The following is a 20,568-nucleotide window of genomic DNA, read 5'->3' as shown; positions in this document are numbered from 1 at the left end:
CCAGCTGTTTGTTGTCGTTTTATGACGTGGTAATTTTGATAGCGTTAGGTGCTACCTTGCGTGTTGTCTTGGCTACAATAACGGTTACTTGTATTAGCGTCTTTCAGGCTCAGTCACTTTACGATCCTCAAGACTAAACTTGCCTGTTCCTAGGCCAGTTATTATTAATAAACCGGCTATTATGCCCATATTTTTAAAGAAGTTTTGTAATTCGTGACTCCGCGCCACACCTTCTGTCATTCCCCAAAAATCATGCATAAATAGGCTTATTAACAAGGTTAGACCCGCTAATATAAACGCAGACACTTTACCTTTGAAACCAACAATGATGGCCACTCCACCAATCAATTGAATAATAATGGTTAACACTAATAATAACGATACCATAGGAACATTGTGCTGCTCCATGTAGACACTGGTGCCCTCAAATTTGTTAATTTTACTTATCGCAGGGATAATAAAGTAAAGGCCCATCAGTACACGTCCCAACAAAAGACAGCTATTTTCTAATATATTCAAGGGTAAATCCTTATCGTGTTAATGAGTTTTTAACTTTCTAGCAGAATAAAAAACGCCTAAGGACTAGCATAACACTAGCCGTAGGCGTAAATACTCAATCGATTTAGTTCTAGAAAAAAGTCAACTTTGTCTACTTATGCAACGTCTTTTCGTAACTCTTTTCGTAACACTTTACCGACATTACTTTTTGGCAACTCATCGATGAACTCTATCAACTTAGGACGTTTATAGTTTGTTAGCATTTCATGACAATGATCAAATATATCTTGCTCTGCTAAATTAGGATTTTTCCTGACAATAAAAACCTTAACCGCTTCTCCCGTTGTATCGTGTGGAATACCAATAGCAGCGGCTTCAAGTACACCATCATGCATAACGAGTACTTCTTCAATTTCATTAGGAAAAACATTAAAGCCTGAGACGTTGATCATGTCTTTTTTTCGGTCAACAATTTTAAAAAAGCCATTTTCATCCATGGTGGCAATATCGCCAGTAGCTAGCCAACCATCTTTGAGCACTTCATCTGTTGCATCGGGTCGGTTATGATAACCTTTCATCACCTGAGGACCTTTAACCCACATTTCACCGGGCTCACCTAGCGCAACTTCCTCACCATTATCGCCAATTAAGCGTATATCGGTCGAAGAAACAGGTAAACCAATAGAGCCATTATAGCTTTGTTGATTAAAAGGGCTCATCGTCACTAATGGCGCACACTCTGTTAAACCATAACCTTCTAACAATCTTGTTTTAGTGACTTTTTCCCAAAGCTCGGCTACCGGACGTTGTACTGACATTCCGCCACCAAAACCAAGTTTTAATGGGCTAAAATCAAGTTGGTCAAACCCTGGGGTATGTAACAAAGCATTAAACAAAGTATTAACACCCGTGATGATAGTAAAAGGGTATTTAGCGAGCTCTTTAACAAAGCCTTTCATATCTCTTGGATTGGTAATTAAAATATTAGTGCCACCAAAAGGCATAAAACATAAGCAATTAGACGTTAGCGCATAGACATGATAAAGCGGTAAGGCTGTCACCATAATTTCTTTGCCAACTTCATATATATTTTTAGTCGCCGCATTTGACTGTTCGAGGTTAGCTACCATATTGCGATGGGTAAGCATGGCTCCTTTTGATGGACCCGTCGTACCACCGGTATATTGTAAGAAAGCTAGATCTGAACCAACCACCTTGACAGGCTTAAAGGTTAATTTAGCTCCTTTTGTCATCGCTTGATTAAACCTGACTGCTCCTGGAAAATTAAAAGCAGGCACCTGCTTTTTAACATGCCTAAGGACACTGTTAATAAGTAAACCTTTAACTGTCCCTAATCTGTCACCTACAGCCGTAAGAATAATGTGCTTAACATCGGTTTTATCAATAACTTTTTCAAGGACATGGGCAAAATTCTCGAGGATGAGAATAGCTTTAGTGCCTGAGTCTTTTAACTGATGCTCTAATTCACGTGCTGTGTATAACGGGTTAACATTCACCACGGTAAGTCCAGCTAATAAGGCACCAAATAATGCGATAGGGTATTGAAGAAGATTGGGGATCATAATCGCGAATCTATCACCTTTAACTAATCCTAAATCTTGTTGTAAATAAGCCGCAAAGTCATGAGCTTGTTGACCAAGTTCTTGATAACTAATGCTTGCTCCCATATTAATAAAAGCGGTGTTACCTTGATATAACTTGGTATATTTAGTAAATAAATCTGCTAATGAGTTATATTTATCTGGGTCTATTTCGAAATCAACACCAGGTGGGTAACTCTTTTCAAGCCAAATTTTTTCCATTATATTTATCTCCCCAATCACAAATTGTTTACGTGGCATTATTATTATAGTTACGCCACGGTAAATGTTTTAATTAAAACGCTTAAAGTACTTCAAACAGACCCGCTGCGCCCTGTCCACCACCAATACACATGCTGATCACAACATATTTAATTCCACGACGTTTTCCCTCAATCAGTGCGTGCATCACCATACGTGTGCCACTCATACCATAAGGATGGCCAATAGAAATTGCACCACCATTTACATTAAGACGATCTTCAGGAATGCCTAATTTAGTCGCACAATATAAAACTTGTACCGCAAAAGCTTCATTGATTTCCCATAAACCGATATCGTCAATCGTTAAGTTATTACGCGCTAACAATTTGGGTATCGCATAAATCGGCCCAATACCCATTTCATCGGGTTCACAACCGGCAACGACCATGCCACGATAGACACCTAAAGGCTTAAGGCCTCTCTGCTCAGCTAAACCTCTTTCCATTAGAACAACGGCTGCAGCGCCATCGGATAACTGCGAAGCATTACCGCCCGTAATAGCACCGTTATCTTTGACCGCCTTTAAAGCTGACAGTGCCGCTAACGTTGTTGATGGACGGTTACCTTCGTCTTTAGTTAAAGTGACCGTTTCTTTACTGATATCACCCGTCGCCTTGTCCATAATCATTTTAGTACAGGTCACTGGCACAATTTCATCATCAAACCTACCCGCTTGTTGCGCTGCGGCGGTACGTTGTTGAGATTTAAGTGCATAGGCATCTTGCTCTGCTCGAGAAATACTATAGCGATTGGCAACGATTTCGGCCGTATCAAGCATCGGCATATAAGTAGCTGGTCGATAGGCTTTAACACTTGGGTCAACAGCTCTATACATATTCATTTTATCGTTTTGTACCAAACTAATGGAATCGCAACCGCCTGCAAGCACCACTTGTGCGCCATCACAAACAATATGATTTGCCGCAATAGCAATAGACATTAAGCCTGACGAACATTGACGATCGACAGTCATGCCAGGTACAGAAACCGGCAACTCAGCCGCCATTGCCACTTGCCGACCAAAGTTCATCCCTTGATTACCTTGCGTTAGAGCGGCACCAAAAATACAGTCTTCAATTTCATTGGCATCAATTCCTGCTCTTTCAACGGCGGCTTTAACCGCAGTAGCCGCTAAGGTTGGCGCCGATAAATCATTAAAGGCACCTCGGTATGCTTTTCCTATCGGGGTACGTGCGGCAGATACTATTACGGCTTCTCTCATCAGTATTCCTTTTTAATTATTATGTGAACGACAAACAAGTTGTCATATCTACTTTTGCTGCTGTGACTTCATATAAGCCATAGCTTTGCTGACAAATTTCTCACCTTGTTTTGATCCAGAAGATAAAGCTGCTTGGCCTGCTTCATCGGTTAACTGTGACCACTGTCCGCGCACGGATTCTGGTGTTTGTGACGACTGTGGGATAAAACAACCTTGAGTTTCAAACATGCTTGCACTTGAGTAACCGCCCGCACCTGCACATAAAATAAAGCGGGTCGGCGCATCGTCATCGCAAAGGGTTAGCAAACCAGCCGTTACCGCTTCAGGAGCAAATGCTTTTACAATTTCTTCAGGCATTAGGTCCTCAGTCATACGTGTGCCAGCAGTTGGGGCAAGCGCGTTAATCCTAATGTTATTTTTAAATCCTTCAATCGATAGCGTATTCATTAACCCTAAAACTGCCATTTTAGCTGCGCCGTAGTTAGCTTGGCCAAAATTACCATACATGCCACTGGATGAGGTTGTCATCACAATACGGCCATAGTTTTGTTCACGCATGATATCCCAAACAGCTTTAGTACAATTAACGCTGCCCATCACATGAACATCCATCACCAAGGAAAAGTCTGCTAAGGTCATTTTAGTAAAGGATTTATCTCTTAAAATACCGGCATTGTTGATTAATATATCAACACGGCCCCATTTTTCCATTGCTTGATTAACCATGTCTTGTACTTCATCAAAGTTCGCAACATTTGCGCCATGGCTGATGGCTTCTCCACCCTTTTCTTCAATTAAACGCACAACATCTTGTGATGCTTGTGAAGACGCCCCGCTACCATCGCGCGCACCTCCTAAATCATTAACAACGACTTTTGCGCCACGCGCAGCAAGCGCTAAGGCATGTGAGCGACCTAATCCATTACCTGCGCCGGTAACTATAGCGACTTTTCCTATAAAACTGATTGTCATGATATTTCCTTAAAATACTTTAAAATTACTTTTTAGCCATGTTATTTACCATTTGTACTGAAATCCACTGTGCGACTAGCGCAGGTGTTTCACTGCCTTCAATTTCAACACTTACTTGGGTAGACAAACGATATTGTCCTGGTTTTTTTTCTTCAATCGCCAACGTTGTTGCATGTGCTCGAATACGACTATTGACCGCAACGGGTTGCAAAAATCTCACCTTGTCAAAACCGGCATTTAAGCCCATGTAAAATCCTTCAATGATAACGCTAAAGTCTTCAGCAAAATGAGAGAGCATTGATAGCGATAAGAAACCATGAGCAATAGTACCGCCAAAGGGTGTCGCTTTTGCCTTTTCTTCATCAACATGGATAAACTGATGATCGAGTGTACAATCAGCAAATTGATCAATTTGTTGCTGAGTAACTAAGTGCCAAGGTGTTGGTTTAGCTTGAAAACCTATATAATTTGCTAATTCTTCTTTGTTAATTATAGTTGGCATAAGGTGTCTCTATTATTTATTTAACTGCTATTTTTAATGACTCTTTAAAACCATTCAGCTTTCATCTGATAAGTGCTGTCATCACTGTCTATTAACAGCGCTGACCATAACGCTATTTGCGGTAATTCAAATCTGTAGAAATACTGTAAGGTTTGCAGTTTTCCTTGATAGAAATTTTCATCACTTTGGTGTGGTTTATTTTCAAGCGCTTTCGTGGCAACAAGGCCTTGTTTGAGCCATAACCAAGCGACGATCACATGTCCAAACAACTCGAGGTATTTAACCGAATTAGCTAAAGCTAAATCAATGTTTTTGCTGGTCATGGCGGTTAATAGTGCTTCGGTAGTTAGCTGTAAACTTTTTACCGCTGCCGTTAGTTGTTGGCTAAATTCAGTTAAACTTTGATAATTATTGGCTTGTTCTATCGTTATATTTATTTCAGTTAACGTTGCTAAGTATCCTGCCATCTTATTCATTGGCACCTTTCGCGTTAATAAGTCCAACGACTGAATACCCGTTGTACCTTCATGAATAGTGTTTAAACGATTATCACGATAAAATAATTCCACGGGGTGTTCATTAATATAGCCATGACCACCGAGTACTTGAATGGCTAGGTCATTGGCTTTAGTGCCATATTCAGAGGGCCAAGTTTTAATAATAGGGGTAAGAAAGTCTAATAAGAGATGCGCGTGCTCTTTTTCTTTAGCACTAGCTGCTGTTTTCTCATCGTCACTCAATTGTGTGCCATAAAGTACTAATGAAAATGCGCCCTCTGCGTAAGCTTTTTGTGCGAGAAGCATTCTTCGTACATCGGCATGTTCGATAATATTAACCATAGGTGACAGTGGATCTTTACTCGAGGGTAAACGACCTTGTGGCCGATTTTTAGCATAATCTAATGAGTACAAGTAACCTGCTATACCGATAACCGCGGCACTGGTTCCAACCATAATGCGTGCTTCATTCATCATATGAAACATATATTTGAGCCCTTGGTTTTCTTCCCCCACTAAGTAACCAACAGCACCATTCTTTTCTCCAAAACTCAACGCAGTGGAAGTTTGAGCCCGCCCGCCCATTTTATGAAATAGTCCGGATAAGGCGACTTCATTGTCATCGCCAATTGAGCCATCGTCATTAAGCAAAAATTTTGGCACAACAAAAAGCGAAATACCTCTTATCCCTTTTGGCGCGCCGGTTAATCTCGCAAGCACTAAGTGAACAATATTTTCACTGAGATCATGATCACCACCCGATATATAAATTTTATTACCACTAATACGATAGCTACCGTCTTCGGCCTTAGTCGCTTTAGTGATTAAATCACCTAAGCCTGAACCACTGCCCGGCTCTGTCATCGCCATTGTGCCCATAAAACGACCCGCTCGCATTGGTTTTACCCACTTTTCGATGAGGTCTTCACTGCCATGCGCGCTAAGTAAATTAGCATTCGCGGTGGTTAACATGTTGTAACCTAAACCGACACCACCAGCGACAGTTAAATATGAAGTAGCGATGCTGGCGATGATTGGCGGCAGTTGCATACCACTGGTTTCATAATCTGCGGTCGCTGAAGATAAACCCGAGGCAATAACGGCATCAATAGCGGGTTTGAGCTCAGGAATTAAATGTACCTTTTTACCGTCAAACGTCGGTTGGTGAGTATCAAGTTTTTGACGAATAGGTAAGAAATGTTTTTCTGCTATAGTTTTAGCCGTAGCAATAACTTCGTTAAATGTATGCCGGTCATGATCTTGATAACGTTCTCTTTTTAAAAGAGACTCACTATCAAAGAATTCATACAGCATAAATTCAATATCTCGTTGATTCATTAATTCACTGGCCATTCGGGTCTCTTCTTATTAACTATTTAAAAAAGTAACACAAGATTATTGTTTACTGCGCTGATACACCGCCATCAATCGCGATACATTGCCCGGTCATATAAGTGTTCGCGGGTGACAGCATCATTAGCATCACGGCAACAACTTCTTTAGGCTCGGCTAAACGCTTCATTGGCGCACCTAAACTCATTTTACTTTGCATACTTTCATCGGCCATGTCAGTGACCATTTTAGTTAAGGTAAAAAAAGGACATATCGCATTGATACGAATATTATGGCGACCATATTCAACAGCGCCCGTTTTTGTCAAACCAATAACGGCATGCTTTGCCATAGAGTAAGCCGCAACTTTTGCCGCACCGCCAAGACCTGCCATTGAGCTAACGTTTAAAATGGCGCCACCTTGTTGCGTTAACATCTGCTTAATTTGATGACTCATGCCAAACTGCACACCTTTAACATTAACGGCAAATTGTCTATCCATCAGGGCTTCGTCAATTTCGTGTAACGCATGAAAATCATGAGCAACACCTGCATTATTAACACCAATGTCAACACGACCAAATTTTTCAATGGCTAAGTCGACCATAGCTTTACAATCTGCATTTTTAGCAACATCGCATTGAAGCCCGAACACCTCAGCGCCTGAAGCTGCAATATCATTGGCCACCTTGTTAACACCTGCTTCGTTAATATCACTGATCACTAACTTAGCACCACGCTGAGCTAACTCTTGGGCTAATAACATACCAAACCCCTGAGCAGCACCCGTAATAACAGCAACTTTTCCGGTAAAATCTAATAATGGATCCATTTTTTTTCCTTAAAATATTATTTGAACGTGTTTATTGTCATGGTGCTAAATTGAATAGCTAGCGACTATTTGGTGGCCTTTTCTTGCGCTATTATCTCAAGAGCCATCAGTGCTAAAGGTTCGACAAACTGACCAATTTTACTGGCATTTTCATTCGACGCATTGCCCTGTGACGCTCTTTTGGCAACACCTTGAACAATGGCGGCTAACCTGAAAAAACTAAAGGCGAGATAAAATGTCCAGTTATCTATCTTTTCAATGCCCATACGCTGACAATAGGTTGCCACATATTCTGCTTCCGTTGGGATGCCTAGACTGGCTCTATCTACTCCTTTTAAGCCATCGATACTGCCAATACCTTGAGGCATACGTAATCCCATACATTGATAGGCTAAATCAGAAAACGGATGTCCTAAGGTTGAGAGCTCCCAGTCAAGAATGGCTATAATTTCTGGTTTGTCTTTGGCAAACATCATGTTGTCTAAGCGAAAGTCGCCATGGACTAAACAAACTTTGCCATCATCTGCGGGTAAATTAACTTCAAGCCATTGGTTTAACTTGTCCATCGCTATTATTTTTTTGAGTTCTGAGGCACGGTATTGCGCAGACCAACGATCATATTGACGTTGAAAATAATTACCTGCTTTTCCGTACTCACTTAAGCCAACACTTTCAACATTGATGCGATGTAAAGCAACCAAAGCATTGTTCATTGCGTCATACATTTTACTGCGATATTCATTAGTTTTGACTTCTGCTAATGAGGCACTCCAATAAACGCTACCATCACAATATTCCATCAGATAAAACATCGAGCCAATAATGCTAGTATCTTCGCAAAGGTGATAAACCTCGGCGACAGGAACGTCTGAAGATTTTAACGCGGCTAGCACTTTATATTCACGGTCAACCGCATGTGCTGATTTTAGGAGTTTTCCTGGCGGTTGGCTGCGCAAGACAAATATTCCGGACTGCGCTATCACTTTATAGGTCGGATTAGATTGTCCGCCTGAAAATTTATCAAGCGTAATGGGACCGATAAAACCATCAAGATGAAGTGCTAGGTAAGCGGTGAGTTTTTCAACATCAAAAGGTACGTTTGCTGCCATGTATTTATTCTCTTTCAGATTTAAGACGATTAATTTCAATAATCATTTAATGTTATGTCGATTTTTTTACTAAATCTCGTCCAAGTTGCATCATGTGAACTTGATCAGGACCATCTGCTAAACGCAAGGTTCTTTGAGCCGCATATGCATGCGCTAAAAAAGTATCCTGACTAACCCCTACCGCGCCGTGACATTGAATAGCTCGGTCAATAACGTCAAGCGACATATTCGGTGCAACTATTTTTATCATGGCAATAATATCTTTCGCCGCTTTATTACCTTCAAGGTCCATTTTTTGCGCCGCTTTTAACGTCATCAAACGCGCTTGTTCAATTTGACAAGCTGAAATAGCAATATCTTCGCGTATTGATTGTTGTTTTATCATCGGACGACCAAAGACAATACGTTCATTAACACGCTTACACATTAAATCTAACGCACGTTGAGCAATGCCAATCGAACGCATACAATGATGAATACGACCAGGACCTAAACGCCCTTGCGCGATTTCAAACCCTTTACCTTCAGCAACAATAATATTGTCGATAGGCACTCGAACATTTTCAAAAATAATTTCAGCATGTCCTTCTGGCGAATCATCATAGCCAAACACTTTCATTGGGCGAACCATAGTGACACCGGGTGTTCTCATTGGCACTAGCACTTGCGATTGTTGAATATAACGATTTTCATTGTCGGGGTCGGTTTTACCCATAACGATCATAATTTCACATTGTTTACGGCACGCGCCACTGATGTAAAACTTTTTACCGTTAATGACATATTCATCACCGTCACGTTCGATACGTAATTCAATATTGGTCGCATCACTTGAAGCAACTTCAGGCTCTGTCATGGCAAAAGCGGAACGGATTTTTCCTTCAAGTAGCGGCTCTAACCACTGTTTTTTCTGGGCTTCACTGCCATATTTAGCGAGAACTTCCATATTGCCTGTGTCAGGAGCCGCACAATTAAACACTTCTGGCGCCCACATCACTTTACCCATAATTTCAGCTAAAGGTGCATATTCTAAGTTAGTTAAACCCGCACTATATTTGCCATAACTCAAAGGTAAGAATAAATTCCATAGCCCTTCTGCTTTTGCTTTCGCTTTTAGCTCTTCCATTAACGGCGGTGTTGACCAAGGCTCTTGTGCAACTTGTTCATGCATTTTCTGTTCAGCAGGATAAACATATTTATCCATAAATAAATTTACACGATTTATTAATGCGTTAACTTTGTCACTGTATTCAAAATCCATGAGAGATCCCTATAATTTAATAGCGCCCGTTTACTAACGAGTGCAGTGAGAATTTTTTTGTCACGATATTCAAAAATCATTGTCGGTTGAAAGTTGATTAATCAACCGACAACTGACTTAATTTATTTAACTTAACTTCATTAACGCTTCTTTATTAAACGGGGCTATTTGGTCTTCTTTTTTATCTCGTATTTTATTAACCCACTCTGGATCGACTAATAACGCTCGACCAATAGCAACCAAATCAAATTCATCATTATTTAGGCGCGTTAATAAACCATCAATTCCGGTTGGGTTAGAAGCACCGCCCAGGTCCATACTACCTTCACCGGTGAAGTCACTGTCGAGCCCAACACTGCCCACGGTTATTACCGGTTTATGGGTTATTTTTTTCGTCCATCCGGCTAAATTCAGCGTCGAGCCTTCAAATTCTGGTAACCAAAAACGGCGGGTGCTCGCATGAAATATATCGACCCCAGCATCACTTAATAGTGTTAAAAAAGTCGTTAACTCTGCGGGTGTTTGGCAAAGTTTTGCATTGTAGTCTTGTTGCTTCCATTGAGAAAATCTAAAGATAATAGGAAAATCATCACCAACAGCGGCGCGAATTGCTTGGACAATTTCAACACCAAAACGGGTACGGTTTTCTAATGAACCTCCGTAACCATCATCACGCTGATTTGTGCCTTCCCAGAAGAACTGATCAACCAAGTAACCATGAGCACCATGAACTTCAACGCCATCAAAGCCAATATTTTTAGCCTCGAGAGCAGCTTGCGCAAAAGAAGCAACAACTTCGTCAATATCGGCTTGGCTCATTTCAATACCATTGGGGGCACCGGGTTTATATAAGCCAGATGGACTATAGGCAGGTACTGATTTATCTGGGCCAATACCTTCTTTTCTCACTGAACCAACATGCCAAATTTGTGGCACGATTTTACCTCCAGCAGCATGTACCTCATCGACAACATGTTTCCAGCCAGCTAAAGCTTCTTCACCAAAAATAGCAGGAACTCGCTCATAGCCATTAGCCGCTTTATGCGAAATAAAAGTACCTTCGGTAATAATTAAACCGACATTACCTTCTGCTCTGCGTCGATAATATTTTGCAACATCGTTATTGGCAATATAGTTAGGCGAAAAGGTCCGAGTCATCGGAGCCATAACCGTACGATTTTTTAACGTGAGTGCACCTGATGAAAATGATTCAAAAAGTTTGGCTGAATTACTATTACTCATTGTGTTTCCTGAAATTTATTAATATTAAATATTGCAGCAGACAAATTAATGCCAACGGTTGCCAGAGCCTTGTTAATAACTTTATTGCCTAGCCAATTAAATAACCACCATCAACGTTAATCGCAGTGCCTGTCGTGTAACTTGATGCATTTGAAACCAAGTAAAGTACAGTGCCAGCCATTTCTTCAGGCTGCGCAATACGCTTCATCGGCACGTGATGCAACATTTGTTCAAGTATCTTGGGATTATTGACTAATGTTGACGCAAATTTTGTATCGGTGCCGCCGGGTAATAAAGCATTAACTCGAATATTAAATTGAGCACACTCTTTGGCAAAGGTCTTAGTCATAGAGATAACCGCGGCCTTGGTAATGGAATAAATCCCCTGAAAGTCACCAGGAATAACACCGTTAATAGAAGCCACATTGACAATAGCGCCACCATTATTTTCTTTCATTAGCTTTGCCCCAATAACAGACATGAAAAAATATCCGCGAATATTGACGTCGACTGTTTTTTGAAAAGCACTTAAATCAGTATCTAACACATGGCCAAAATAGGGATTAGCCGCGGCGTTATTAACTAAAATATCAAGCTTGCCATGTTGTTCTTTAATCAAAGAAAAAATGTTTTCGATTTGGTCCATTTCGCCAATATGACAAGGTATAGCTTGAGCGCTGCCACCTGCGGCAATAATATCGTCAACAACAGTTTGGCAACCTTCAACTTTACGGCTAGAAACAATGACATGGGCGCCACTTTGCGCCAGTAATTTAGCTATTTGTTCACCAATGCCACGACTTGCGCCAGTAACCAAAGCGATTTTTCCTGTTAGATCGAATAAGTTAATCTTGTTCATGTTAAGTCTCCTTCTTAATTGCTAATATATTATCGATTATCTAAACGTCACCCAGTCTTCACCTGCTAGGGTCAAATGACTATAATTGTTAAAATAATCAATGCTTAAATTCTTTTCTGAAAAGAGTAATTTAGTAACACCAGTATTGCGTGACTGTTGATTGATGATTAATGTTTTTTCATCAGATAAGCCTAAAACATGCTGAATAATGACAGCTATGGTGCCACTTGAAGTAAATATACAAATATTGTTTGTATGTTGATTCTTTTGTGTAATAGTTTTTCTTGCCGTTAGCTCTTGCTTAATGACATCTTGTAATGCGCTAATACAACGTTTTTTAAATTGACTCCAACTTTCTTTATACTCATTGTCGTGGTTGCCACCTGTCCACCGAAGCAGTGCATTAGCAAACTCTTTTTGAAAAGCTTTATTTGCGCTCGGCTGTTTACTCATTATCGTAGCCATTTTTGAAAAATCTTTCCATTGTGCATCATAGCAAGTTAACAATTCTTGATGATTAAACTCATTAAACCCTGAATGCAGTATCACAGGTGATGGTTCACTTTCATAACCCAGTAAGAAATGTTCTAGGGTTTGTCCGTGTCGCAGCAAATCACCCGAGTAAATCTTTTCTGGTGCAGATATGGCTTGCCAATACTTACCCAATAAGCGCGATTGTTCACTGCCTTTTTCAGACAAGAGGTCGTAGTCGGCTTTACCAAAAGAGGCTTGCCCGTGACGTATAAGATAGATGGCCGTCATGCGTTTACCCTTTCACAGAAATAGGTTGCGATTTTAATAGCGGGCTTATTATCATCTTCATCATTAATTGAGGTTCTTTAAATATCTTTTTTTTCGATATATTGATATTAATTGCCAGTCAACAATTAAACAAATGAATAGTTATTATGACCTACTATTCATCTTACAAATAAAGAAGCCGAAATATAATAACGATTGATTAAATATATGACCCTAATTAAATTAAATAATAAACTTAATGATTAACTATTCATTTTATGAATAGAATGGCAATATTAATTTCTTATTTTACGAATTAGGTTGAAATATAACGATGAAAGTCGACTTAAATTTATTTGTGGTCTTCGAAGCCATTTACTGCGAAGGCAATATTACCAAAGCAGCATCAGCACTGAATTTGTCACAGCCAGCAGTGAGTCACTCTTTGAGTAAATTACGCGCACATTTTGACGATCCACTTTTTGTGCGACAAGGCAATGAAATGCGGCCTACTGTAGTGGCTAATAATGTAGTTGCAGATGTTCGTGAAGCTTTACGTCAATTACAAATATGTTTAGCACAGTCAAAACAATTTCAACCGATGACCTCGCGCAAAAGTTTTACCATTTCGTTGCACGTTGCCTTAGAAGCTTCTTACTTGCCGCCTTTGATACAGAGAATTCATAAAGAAGCGCCCTGGGTAAATATACAAAGTAGCCGCCGAGTTAATCGCCATGAACTGGAAAATAAACTCGCCAGCGGCGACATTGATTTAGCCATAGATACTCTATTACCCGTTAGCGACAATATATTACACACCCAATTAGAAAAAGATAAATTAGTAGTCGTTGCACGTAAAAATAATCCACAAATTAACGCAATACTAGATTTAGAAAGCTACTTAGCGATGGACCATATTTTAGTGTCGTCGCGTTCTACAGGACCAAGCATTGAGGATTTCGAATTAGCTCGTCTTGGATTACAACGTAAAATAGGTTTGCGGTGCCAACATACATTTTCAGCATGTCGGGTTATAGCTGGTAACGATATGTTGCTCACGGCAACAGAAACAACCGCTAAAATGTACGCGCAATTGCTCGATTTGGTTATATACCCATTACCTGTAACACTACCTGATATTGATATGCATCTTTATTGGCATACAAACCTCGACTTTGAACCCGCTAACAAATGGCTTAGAAATAAAGTGATTCAAGCAACACCCGGCGTTTAAAGTCACTTATTGCTAGATATACCCTTTGCCTAACGTCTAAAATAGCGCAAAGGGAAAATATCGATCCTCAACGAACTCACCTACTAATACTACCGTCTTTTTATCGGCAGTAATTAGCGACAACCTGACTTAAGTCAAAGTATAACAACGCTGTACTATTATAATAATGAGTATATCAATCGCTTATTATTGTCTTTTATCGGTTTAAATTTTACCGTCAAGGCTGTTTAAAACCGTGTTACAAAATCTATACTACCTTAGCGAACTTATTTTATTACTTATTATCCACCTCGATAGGACAGCTTATGTTTGAGATATTTACCGATTTAGCCACATGGTTAGTTGTTGATATATTTGGTTTATCTAGAACAACAAAACTAGGCGATGCCCTTCATTTTTTTATCGAAGACACCACTAAGATATTCTTTTTGTTATTGATAATGATCTACGCTATTGCTTTATTAAGAGCGTCAATGAATGTTGAAGGTATTCGTGATTACTTAGCCGGTAAACATTCAGGGGTTGGTTATTTACTTGGCTCAAGTTTTGGCGCAATAACGCCGTTTTGTTCTTGCTCGAGTATTCCGGTATTTTTGGGTTTTACATCAGCAGGGATCCCTGTAGGTATAACGATGTCATTTCTCATTACATCACCACTGATAAATGAAGTAGCAGTATTGCTGTTACTTAGTTTATTGGGATGGAAATTTACCCTGCTTTACATTGTGGTTGGGATGTCTGTTGGCATATTAGGCGGTATTTTTCTTGATGCCATAAAAGCTGAACGTTGGTTGCAATCTTTTGCCGCCAAAGCGTTACAACGCGGTCAAAACACGGTAAGAGTTAAAGCTAAACAATCTGCAATATTATCGTTAAAACAAAGGCATACTTTTGCAAAGGAAGAGCTCAGCGAAATTTTTGGACGAGTATGGAAATGGGTCATCGTAGGTGTAGGGTTAGGCTCAGCTTTACATGGTTTTGTTCCCGACGGTTGGATTCAAGCGCATTTAGGCGATGGGCAATGGTGGTCAGTCCCTTCTGCAGTTTTACTTGGCATACCTTTATATTCTAATGCGACTGGTGTTATTCCTGTCATGGAAAGTTTACTTAAACAAGGTCTTCCTGTAGGTACCACACTGGCTTTTTGTATGAGTACTGTAGCTGCAAGTTTTCCTGAATTTATCTTATTAAAGCAAGTCATGCAGTGGCGGTTATTGACGATACTTTTTATTCTATTGCTTATTGCATTTACTTTAATTGGTTGGACATTTAATTTTTTAAGCCCTTTTATTTAACACCTAACTAAAGAGAAAATATTATGATAGAAATAAAAGTACTGGGTACTGGCTGTACTAAATGTATAAAGACTGTTGAAAAAATTTCTAAAATAGCCAAAGAATTAAATATTAATATTCAGGTAATAAAAGAAACAGACCCTGAAGTTATTATGGAATATGGCGTAATGACTACCCCAGCAGTTTTAATTAATGATGTTAATGTGCATAGCGGTTCTATCCCAGACAGAGATACTATTCAGTCATGGTTAATCAACTAAGAGTCTCTGGCAAGTGATACATATGGCTTGATAACTAACAGATAGCGTTATCAAGCTGTAAGCAATGTTATTTAAAAATCTATCATTATGCCTGTTAAAGCATTTACTTTGCGTGAAAATAGCTAGAAAAGACTTTTGAGGGCGTCCCAAAGACCTAAAGATTCATTTGGAAACAAATCTATTCCTAACCATGATTTAAATAAATAAATTAACAAAAACACACAACCAATCATGGCTAAACCGAAGACGAATATAAATAATAAAAACATAGCAAAAGCAATAAAACGTTCAGTGTGTGTAAGCCCCCTTCTATTAACACCCACTAGAAAAACAATATAGAAACTCCAAGGGAGAAAAGGCAATGCTAATGTAGGTCTAAAATCTACATTGTGACTTCGCCAGTCCTGAGTACTAATGCTTTTTTGTAATGCTTTACGTTGTTTATAAGTGAAACTTTCTGCAACAGATTTATCCATGCCACTTAATAGCTGATTAACTTTTGAGTTATCATCTGATTTATTAATACGCGCCATAGTGCCTCTAAATAAATATTATGAGTAGTACAAGAACTGATATAGATTATAGGTCTTCATTACATTTTAACCTTATTGTTTAATTGAACTATTGCCAAAATTTAACATGGCAAACTTCTCAATTCGTCGATATAGCTTGCTCGGTAAAAACTTTAACCAAGCACAGCCTAAGGTCATTATCGTGCGACTAGGCTCTTGAAAAAGGATCCTGTAATTACAAAATATTGCTTGATGGATAAGCTTAAAAGCTGTCAGTTTACTTTCAGACTGTATCGCCCGTCTGGCTAAATAACGAAGCTGGTATGCCCTTGCTAAACTATAAAACTGTTTGAAAAAAGTTGGATCAGAAGCTTGGTTTAGCATAACGGCATGTTGCCAGCTTGAATACTGCTTATCAACATCTGCTGAAAGGCCAGTATCGTTAACACGATAATAAGTTAAAGGTTTGGCAATACCAGCAAATTTCCATGTAGTGGTTAATGCTATGCGAGTCCATAATTCGATATCTTCAGATTGTCTCAAACTTTCATCAAAATACATTTTTCGATATTTATCTCTTTTAACACCAAAATAGCCAATTTCTGCTAATAACGCTCTTCTAATCACTGGCGATGAGCCATTACCTACAGGATTACGACAAAAAATATGTTGTTTAGTTATATTGCTAAGCTTGGGAAATTGACCAACACCCAAAAGTACGCCTTCTTCATTAATAAACAATGACGGACAGTAACTTACTCCTACCTTAGGGTTCGCTGATAGGTGCTTAATATGCTTAGCTAATTTATCTTTAGCCCAATAATCGTCAGCATCGAGTAAAGCAACATATAAACCACGAGCCGCATCTATACCGGTATTTCTTGCGCCAGACAAACCTCGATTAGTTTGATGAATGATTCTAATTCTAGGGTCTGTAAATTGATTCACTTTATTTAAGGTATCATCAGTACAACCATCATCCACTAAAATAATTTCAAAATGATGATAGGTTTGCTTAAGAACGCTATTGATACTTTGTTCAATATATTTTCCAACGTTATACATTGGAATAATAACTGATACTATTGGAACTGCATTAGATTTCATGTGATTTTTTCCTATTAAATAAAGTACGTAGGTTATAATTTAAGGGTTTAAGAACATTAATTAAGTAAAGCGGGATCAAGCAAAATAGACTGCTAAAAAAGATAACAACAGCAAATTCCATTGGCTCTTTTGGCACCATAATAATGAGCGTGAGTAAAGAAACTAACAGGCAAACTAAACGAGTAAAGGTTTCAAGGTGGTATTGCTCTGTTGCCCGTTGAAAACAACAAGCAATATCAATAATTAAGTTTGGTAATGCCACTAAGCATAATATTGTGATGATAGGTACAGCAGACGACCATTTATCGTCGAACAGAATCGGTACATAAATAGGAGCGATTAAAGCCTGAAAAACGAATAAAAAACCAATAGATAATGAAAGAGCAAATATTTTCTTTTGTTGTGCTAATAGCTGCCCTTGTCGAGCTAACTTGCAAATATAAGGATATAAAGCAGCCATATAAACTTGATTAATTGACTGACTTAAACCTACCCCAGCATTTTTTGCAAAACTATAAAAACCAAAAAGCTCGGGGGTTAGTAACTTACCGGCAATAAAAGTATCGGCATGAACTCGAATCCCTCGTAAAAATTCTGTATTAAAAAGCTTACCTGATGTTCTTAACATCTGCTTGATTACAGTTTTATCAAAACCAATGCCATATGATTGAACCGGTGCGAATGAAAATAACAACAACCAAAATAGCGAAAAGGCGATTTTACCCAAAGCAACAGCAAAGATGTCAGCTCCAAGCAAAGCCGCTACCGCTATAGATACATTTTCGATGATGACACAAACACCATTTCTGATACTAAACCAGCGCATTTTATTATCGCGCTGCAACAAAAATATTTTTACACTCACCCAAGGATAAAGCAGATAAATAACAGCCATTATTTTGAGTAATGAGGCAATGTCATCATTGTCATAAAGTGACGATAGAAAGTCTGCAGAGCTCCACTGACCTACAGCGATAGTGAGACAGATAGCCCATTGGATGACGATACCACTTTTTGCAAAACTAGCGACTTGCGCTTGTTTGCAGTTAATAATTTGACTACCTACACCGGCTCGTAATATTAATGCAAAGACATCATGAAAGGCCAGCGCTAACATAGCGGTACCATAAGAGATTGGCGATAATTGCGCGGCAAGTACAACAATAGTGAAAATTCTGGAGACTTTAGCAACAAACTCGGCACTCAGTAACCAAATAGCATTTGATAACAGCTCAATTACCGAATTAAATTGCGTTCTTAATAAAGACATTAACTGCACTAGAACACTCCTGAATTATCATTGTTAAATCGTTAACAATGATACCTTCAAGTTTCGTTCCAATATTTAAGTTATTTTAATCAACTGATTATTATAAGTTTTATTTTACACTTAGGTGTTGAACTGATAATAATTTGCACTTTGAAAAAAAACACCAGCACTTTTTGCAAATTAAAAATGGTATTAATCTAGCGCTGGTACTTGCCATTGCTGAATTTTTCGATAAAGCGTTGATGGACTCACACCTAGTTCTCTGGCCGCTTTGACGATGTTATCTTCACACAATGAAACCGCTTGTTCAATGGCATGCTTTTCGACATCAGCTAAGGTAATTATTGAAGGTGTTAAATTAGCTGTATTGGGCATAGGTGTCTGCATATTAATATCATCTTGTGCCGAGACAACCGCTTTTTGCGCAGGGGGTGTTGCAAGAACAGCTTGCTTAAACTGCCGACCAAGTTGCTGAACAATCACTTGTTCAGAAATTAAGGGTCCTTCAGACATAATTGTTGCACTATGAATAATATTTTGCAGTTGCCTAACATTACCTGGCCAAGAGTACGATGTAATTAATGCCTCAGCATTAGTTGAGAAACCCGCAAAAACTTTTTCTTCCATTTTGCTAAAGTGGCTTAAGAAATATTCGGCTAACTTCACAATATCACTACCACGTTCATTTAGTGCGGGTAACGCAATAGAAATAACATTGAGCCGATAAAAGAGATCTTCACGTAGTTTCTTTTCATCAATGGCAACTTGAGGGTCTCGATTGGTTGCACTGATAAAACGAATGTCTACTTTTTCTTCTTTACCGCTACCGACCTTTTGAAAACAACCTGTTTGAATAAAACGTAATAATTTAGCCTGTAAACTGATATCCATCTCACCAATTTCATCAAGAAATAAGCTGCCGCCGTTGGCCAATGATGCTGCACCGTCACGATTAGAAACAGCACCAGAAAATGCTCCTTTGATGTGACCAAAAATTTCTGATTCCATCAATTCTGAGGGTATAGCGGCACAGTTGAGCGCAATAAAAGGCCCATTTTTTCTTTTACTTAAACGATGAATAGCCTGTGCAGCAACTTCTTTTCCTGAGCCACTAGGCCCAGTAATAAATACAGAGGCACTGCTAGGTGCGCTTTGTTCGATACAAGAATAAACAAATTGCATCGGAATTGAATCGCCAATAAAGCCTTCAAATTTTGCTTTGTGATATTTTTGGTATTGATCAATCGTTCTTCGCATTAAGGTACGTTCAGCAAGTATATTCTGGAGCTGTAATGCTTGCTTTAACTTAACAATAAGTTCGAAGTTATCCCAAGGTTTATGTAAAAACCCCCAAATGTGCCCTGAATTAACCGCATTAAGTACCGTATCCATGTTGTCACATCCGGTTAAAACAATACGAACAGTTTCAGGTGAAATTTGAGCAACTTGTTCAAGTAATTGATTGCCGTTCATATTGGGCATGTTGATATCAGAAACAATGACATCAACATGACATTCTTTAATCACCTCAAGTGCTTCACCGCCGCTAGCAGCCGTTAAAATAGTAGCATCCACTTTGCTCGCAATACGTTGAAGCGATCTTAAAATAGCGGGTTCATCGTCAACAAATAAAATGACCGATTTATTCAAATTTTGCATTTCTTCCCTTAAAATAAGCACTAAAGCCCAATAAATTTTCTATAAAACAGTGTTGCATTTAGCTATAACTATTTTTTATTCCACATGTAAAACTTAATGTATCGCCTTAACAATTACAAATGTTGTTAAGGTAAATTGACTTATTAATTATAATAATATCAATAATTTTTGAATAAATAACCGTTATAACTATAATATATGTTTGTTATTTATCACTATAAAGTAAAAAATAGATAATATAGTGGTCGTTATAATTAACATCATTAAAACTATTTATTTCAGTTGTAAAATTTGTAGGG

General features: G+C 38.8%; 19 protein-coding genes. 3 read left to right on the top strand and 16 right to left on the bottom strand.

Annotated elements, in window-relative coordinates; genetic code table 11:
* Positions 1 to 93 precede the first annotated feature (93 nt).
* The 12 genes from H4J56_RS07060 to H4J56_RS07005 form a co-directional block, all read right to left on the bottom strand.
* Positions 94 to 519, bottom strand: a complete 426-nt coding sequence (locus H4J56_RS07060; RefSeq protein ID WP_182259087.1) for a DoxX family protein — start codon at positions 517 to 519, stop codon at positions 94 to 96.
* A 134-nt stretch (positions 520 to 653) separates the two neighbouring features.
* Entirely contained in the window at positions 654 to 2,321 is a 1,668-nt protein-coding gene (locus H4J56_RS07055) for an AMP-binding protein (RefSeq protein ID WP_182259086.1), read from the bottom strand.
* 82 nt (positions 2,322 to 2,403) lie between these two features.
* Positions 2,404 to 3,585 carry an acetyl-CoA C-acyltransferase gene (locus tag H4J56_RS07050; protein WP_182259085.1) on the bottom strand — a complete coding sequence of 394 codons (1,182 nt, stop codon included), beginning with the start codon at positions 3,583 to 3,585 and terminating at the stop codon, positions 2,404 to 2,406.
* Positions 3,586 to 3,633: 48 nt separating this feature from the next.
* Positions 3,634 to 4,557, bottom strand: coding sequence for an SDR family NAD(P)-dependent oxidoreductase (locus H4J56_RS07045; RefSeq protein WP_182231035.1), 924 nt, complete (start codon positions 4,555 to 4,557; stop codon positions 3,634 to 3,636).
* A gap of 25 nt (positions 4,558 to 4,582) precedes the next feature.
* Positions 4,583 to 5,059 carry a MaoC family dehydratase gene (locus tag H4J56_RS07040; RefSeq protein ID WP_182259084.1) on the bottom strand — a complete coding sequence of 159 codons (477 nt, stop codon included), beginning with the start codon at positions 5,057 to 5,059 and terminating at the stop codon, positions 4,583 to 4,585.
* Positions 5,060 to 5,103: 44 nt separating this feature from the next.
* Positions 5,104 to 6,909 carry an acyl-CoA dehydrogenase gene (locus H4J56_RS07035; protein ID WP_182259083.1) on the bottom strand — a complete coding sequence of 602 codons (1,806 nt, stop codon included), beginning with the start codon at positions 6,907 to 6,909 and terminating at the stop codon, positions 5,104 to 5,106.
* 49 nt (positions 6,910 to 6,958) lie between these two features.
* Positions 6,959 to 7,720, bottom strand: a complete 762-nt coding sequence (locus H4J56_RS07030) for an SDR family NAD(P)-dependent oxidoreductase (protein ID WP_182231037.1) — start codon at positions 7,718 to 7,720, stop codon at positions 6,959 to 6,961.
* A gap of 65 nt (positions 7,721 to 7,785) precedes the next feature.
* A complete protein-coding gene (locus tag H4J56_RS07025; protein WP_182231038.1) occupies positions 7,786 to 8,829 on the bottom strand; it encodes a phosphotransferase family protein in 1,044 nt (347 codons plus the stop codon).
* A 52-nt stretch (positions 8,830 to 8,881) separates the two neighbouring features.
* A complete protein-coding gene (locus H4J56_RS07020) occupies positions 8,882 to 10,090 on the bottom strand; it encodes an acyl-CoA dehydrogenase family protein (RefSeq protein WP_182173479.1) in 1,209 nt (402 codons plus the stop codon).
* 126 nt (positions 10,091 to 10,216) lie between these two features.
* The gene (locus H4J56_RS07015; RefSeq protein WP_182231039.1) at positions 10,217 to 11,332 is read right to left on the bottom strand and encodes an NADH:flavin oxidoreductase; all 1,116 of its coding nucleotides are present in this window, start codon (positions 11,330 to 11,332) and stop codon (positions 10,217 to 10,219) included.
* An 88-nt stretch (positions 11,333 to 11,420) separates the two neighbouring features.
* Positions 11,421 to 12,191 (bottom strand): SDR family oxidoreductase, encoded by a 771-nt coding sequence (locus tag H4J56_RS07010; protein WP_070376874.1) that lies wholly within the window; start codon positions 12,189 to 12,191, stop codon positions 11,421 to 11,423.
* 36 nt (positions 12,192 to 12,227) lie between these two features.
* Entirely contained in the window at positions 12,228 to 12,953 is a 726-nt protein-coding gene (locus H4J56_RS07005) for a histidine phosphatase family protein (RefSeq protein WP_182217067.1), read from the bottom strand.
* Between the two features lie 313 nt (positions 12,954 to 13,266).
* On the opposite strand from H4J56_RS07005, the gene H4J56_RS07000 reads away from it, so the two are divergent.
* The 3 genes from H4J56_RS07000 (at position 13,267) to H4J56_RS06990 (ending at position 15,721) form a co-directional block, all read left to right on the top strand.
* Positions 13,267 to 14,166: a LysR family transcriptional regulator gene (locus H4J56_RS07000; protein WP_182221891.1), complete on the top strand. Its 900-nt coding sequence runs from the start codon at positions 13,267 to 13,269 to the stop codon at positions 14,164 to 14,166.
* 305 nt (positions 14,167 to 14,471) lie between these two features.
* Entirely contained in the window at positions 14,472 to 15,461 is a 990-nt protein-coding gene (locus H4J56_RS06995; protein WP_182231040.1) for a permease, read from the top strand.
* Positions 15,462 to 15,484: 23 nt separating this feature from the next.
* Positions 15,485 to 15,721, top strand: a complete 237-nt coding sequence (locus tag H4J56_RS06990; RefSeq protein ID WP_182231041.1) for a thioredoxin family protein — start codon at positions 15,485 to 15,487, stop codon at positions 15,719 to 15,721.
* A 122-nt stretch (positions 15,722 to 15,843) separates the two neighbouring features.
* Here the strand turns inward: H4J56_RS06990 and H4J56_RS06985 are convergent, their stop codons facing one another.
* The 4 genes from H4J56_RS06985 to H4J56_RS06970 form a co-directional block, all read right to left on the bottom strand.
* A complete protein-coding gene (locus H4J56_RS06985) occupies positions 15,844 to 16,254 on the bottom strand; it encodes a hypothetical protein (RefSeq protein WP_182231042.1) in 411 nt (136 codons plus the stop codon).
* Between the two features lie 72 nt (positions 16,255 to 16,326).
* A complete protein-coding gene (locus H4J56_RS06980; protein ID WP_182231043.1) occupies positions 16,327 to 17,340 on the bottom strand; it encodes a glycosyltransferase family 2 protein in 1,014 nt (337 codons plus the stop codon).
* Complete coding sequence (locus H4J56_RS06975; protein ID WP_259367769.1) at positions 17,330 to 18,610, bottom strand: oligosaccharide flippase family protein; 1,281 nt, start codon at positions 18,608 to 18,610, stop codon at positions 17,330 to 17,332. The genes H4J56_RS06980 and H4J56_RS06975 overlap by 11 nt, the downstream gene beginning before the upstream one ends.
* A gap of 192 nt (positions 18,611 to 18,802) precedes the next feature.
* A complete protein-coding gene (locus tag H4J56_RS06970; RefSeq protein ID WP_182231315.1) occupies positions 18,803 to 20,269 on the bottom strand; it encodes a sigma-54 dependent transcriptional regulator in 1,467 nt (488 codons plus the stop codon).
* Positions 20,270 to 20,568 lie beyond the last annotated feature (299 nt).

Source organism: Colwellia sp. BRX8-4, assembly GCF_014077345.1.
GTDB lineage: Bacteria > Pseudomonadota > Gammaproteobacteria > Enterobacterales > Alteromonadaceae > Colwellia_A.
This window is presented reverse-complemented; position numbering and strand designations above follow the sequence as displayed.

Excerpts from the sequence above, each read along its gene's own strand:
- H4J56_RS07055 (WP_182259086.1), bottom strand. The coding sequence starts at position 2,321 with ATGGAAAAAATTTGGCTTGAAAAGAGTTACCCACCTGGTGTTGATTTC.
- H4J56_RS07050 (WP_182259085.1), bottom strand. The coding sequence starts at position 3,585 with ATGAGAGAAGCCGTAATAGTATCTGCCGCACGTACCCCGATAGGAAAA.
- H4J56_RS07045 (WP_182231035.1), bottom strand. The coding sequence starts at position 4,557 with ATGACAATCAGTTTTATAGGAAAAGTCGCTATAGTTACCGGCGCAGGT.
- H4J56_RS07040 (WP_182259084.1), bottom strand. The coding sequence starts at position 5,059 with ATGCCAACTATAATTAACAAAGAAGAATTAGCAAATTATATAGGTTTT.
- H4J56_RS07035 (WP_182259083.1), bottom strand. The coding sequence starts at position 6,909 with ATGGCCAGTGAATTAATGAATCAACGAGATATTGAATTTATGCTGTAT.
- H4J56_RS07030 (WP_182231037.1), bottom strand. The coding sequence starts at position 7,720 with ATGGATCCATTATTAGATTTTACCGGAAAAGTTGCTGTTATTACGGGT.
- H4J56_RS07025 (WP_182231038.1), bottom strand. The coding sequence starts at position 8,829 with ATGGCAGCAAACGTACCTTTTGATGTTGAAAAACTCACCGCTTACCTA.
- H4J56_RS07020 (WP_182173479.1), bottom strand. The coding sequence starts at position 10,090 with ATGGATTTTGAATACAGTGACAAAGTTAACGCATTAATAAATCGTGTA.
- H4J56_RS07015 (WP_182231039.1), bottom strand. The coding sequence starts at position 11,332 with ATGAGTAATAGTAATTCAGCCAAACTTTTTGAATCATTTTCATCAGGT.
- H4J56_RS07010 (WP_070376874.1), bottom strand. The coding sequence starts at position 12,191 with ATGAACAAGATTAACTTATTCGATCTAACAGGAAAAATCGCTTTGGTT.
- H4J56_RS07005 (WP_182217067.1), bottom strand. The coding sequence starts at position 12,953 with ATGACGGCCATCTATCTTATACGTCACGGGCAAGCCTCTTTTGGTAAA.
- H4J56_RS07000 (WP_182221891.1), top strand. The coding sequence starts at position 13,267 with ATGAAAGTCGACTTAAATTTATTTGTGGTCTTCGAAGCCATTTACTGC.
- H4J56_RS06995 (WP_182231040.1), top strand. The coding sequence starts at position 14,472 with ATGTTTGAGATATTTACCGATTTAGCCACATGGTTAGTTGTTGATATA.
- H4J56_RS06990 (WP_182231041.1), top strand. The coding sequence starts at position 15,485 with ATGATAGAAATAAAAGTACTGGGTACTGGCTGTACTAAATGTATAAAG.
- H4J56_RS06985 (WP_182231042.1), bottom strand. The coding sequence starts at position 16,254 with ATGGCGCGTATTAATAAATCAGATGATAACTCAAAAGTTAATCAGCTA.
- H4J56_RS06980 (WP_182231043.1), bottom strand. The coding sequence starts at position 17,340 with ATGAAATCTAATGCAGTTCCAATAGTATCAGTTATTATTCCAATGTAT.
- H4J56_RS06975 (WP_259367769.1), bottom strand. The coding sequence starts at position 18,610 with ATGTCTTTATTAAGAACGCAATTTAATTCGGTAATTGAGCTGTTATCA.
- H4J56_RS06970 (WP_182231315.1), bottom strand. The coding sequence starts at position 20,269 with ATGCAAAATTTGAATAAATCGGTCATTTTATTTGTTGACGATGAACCC.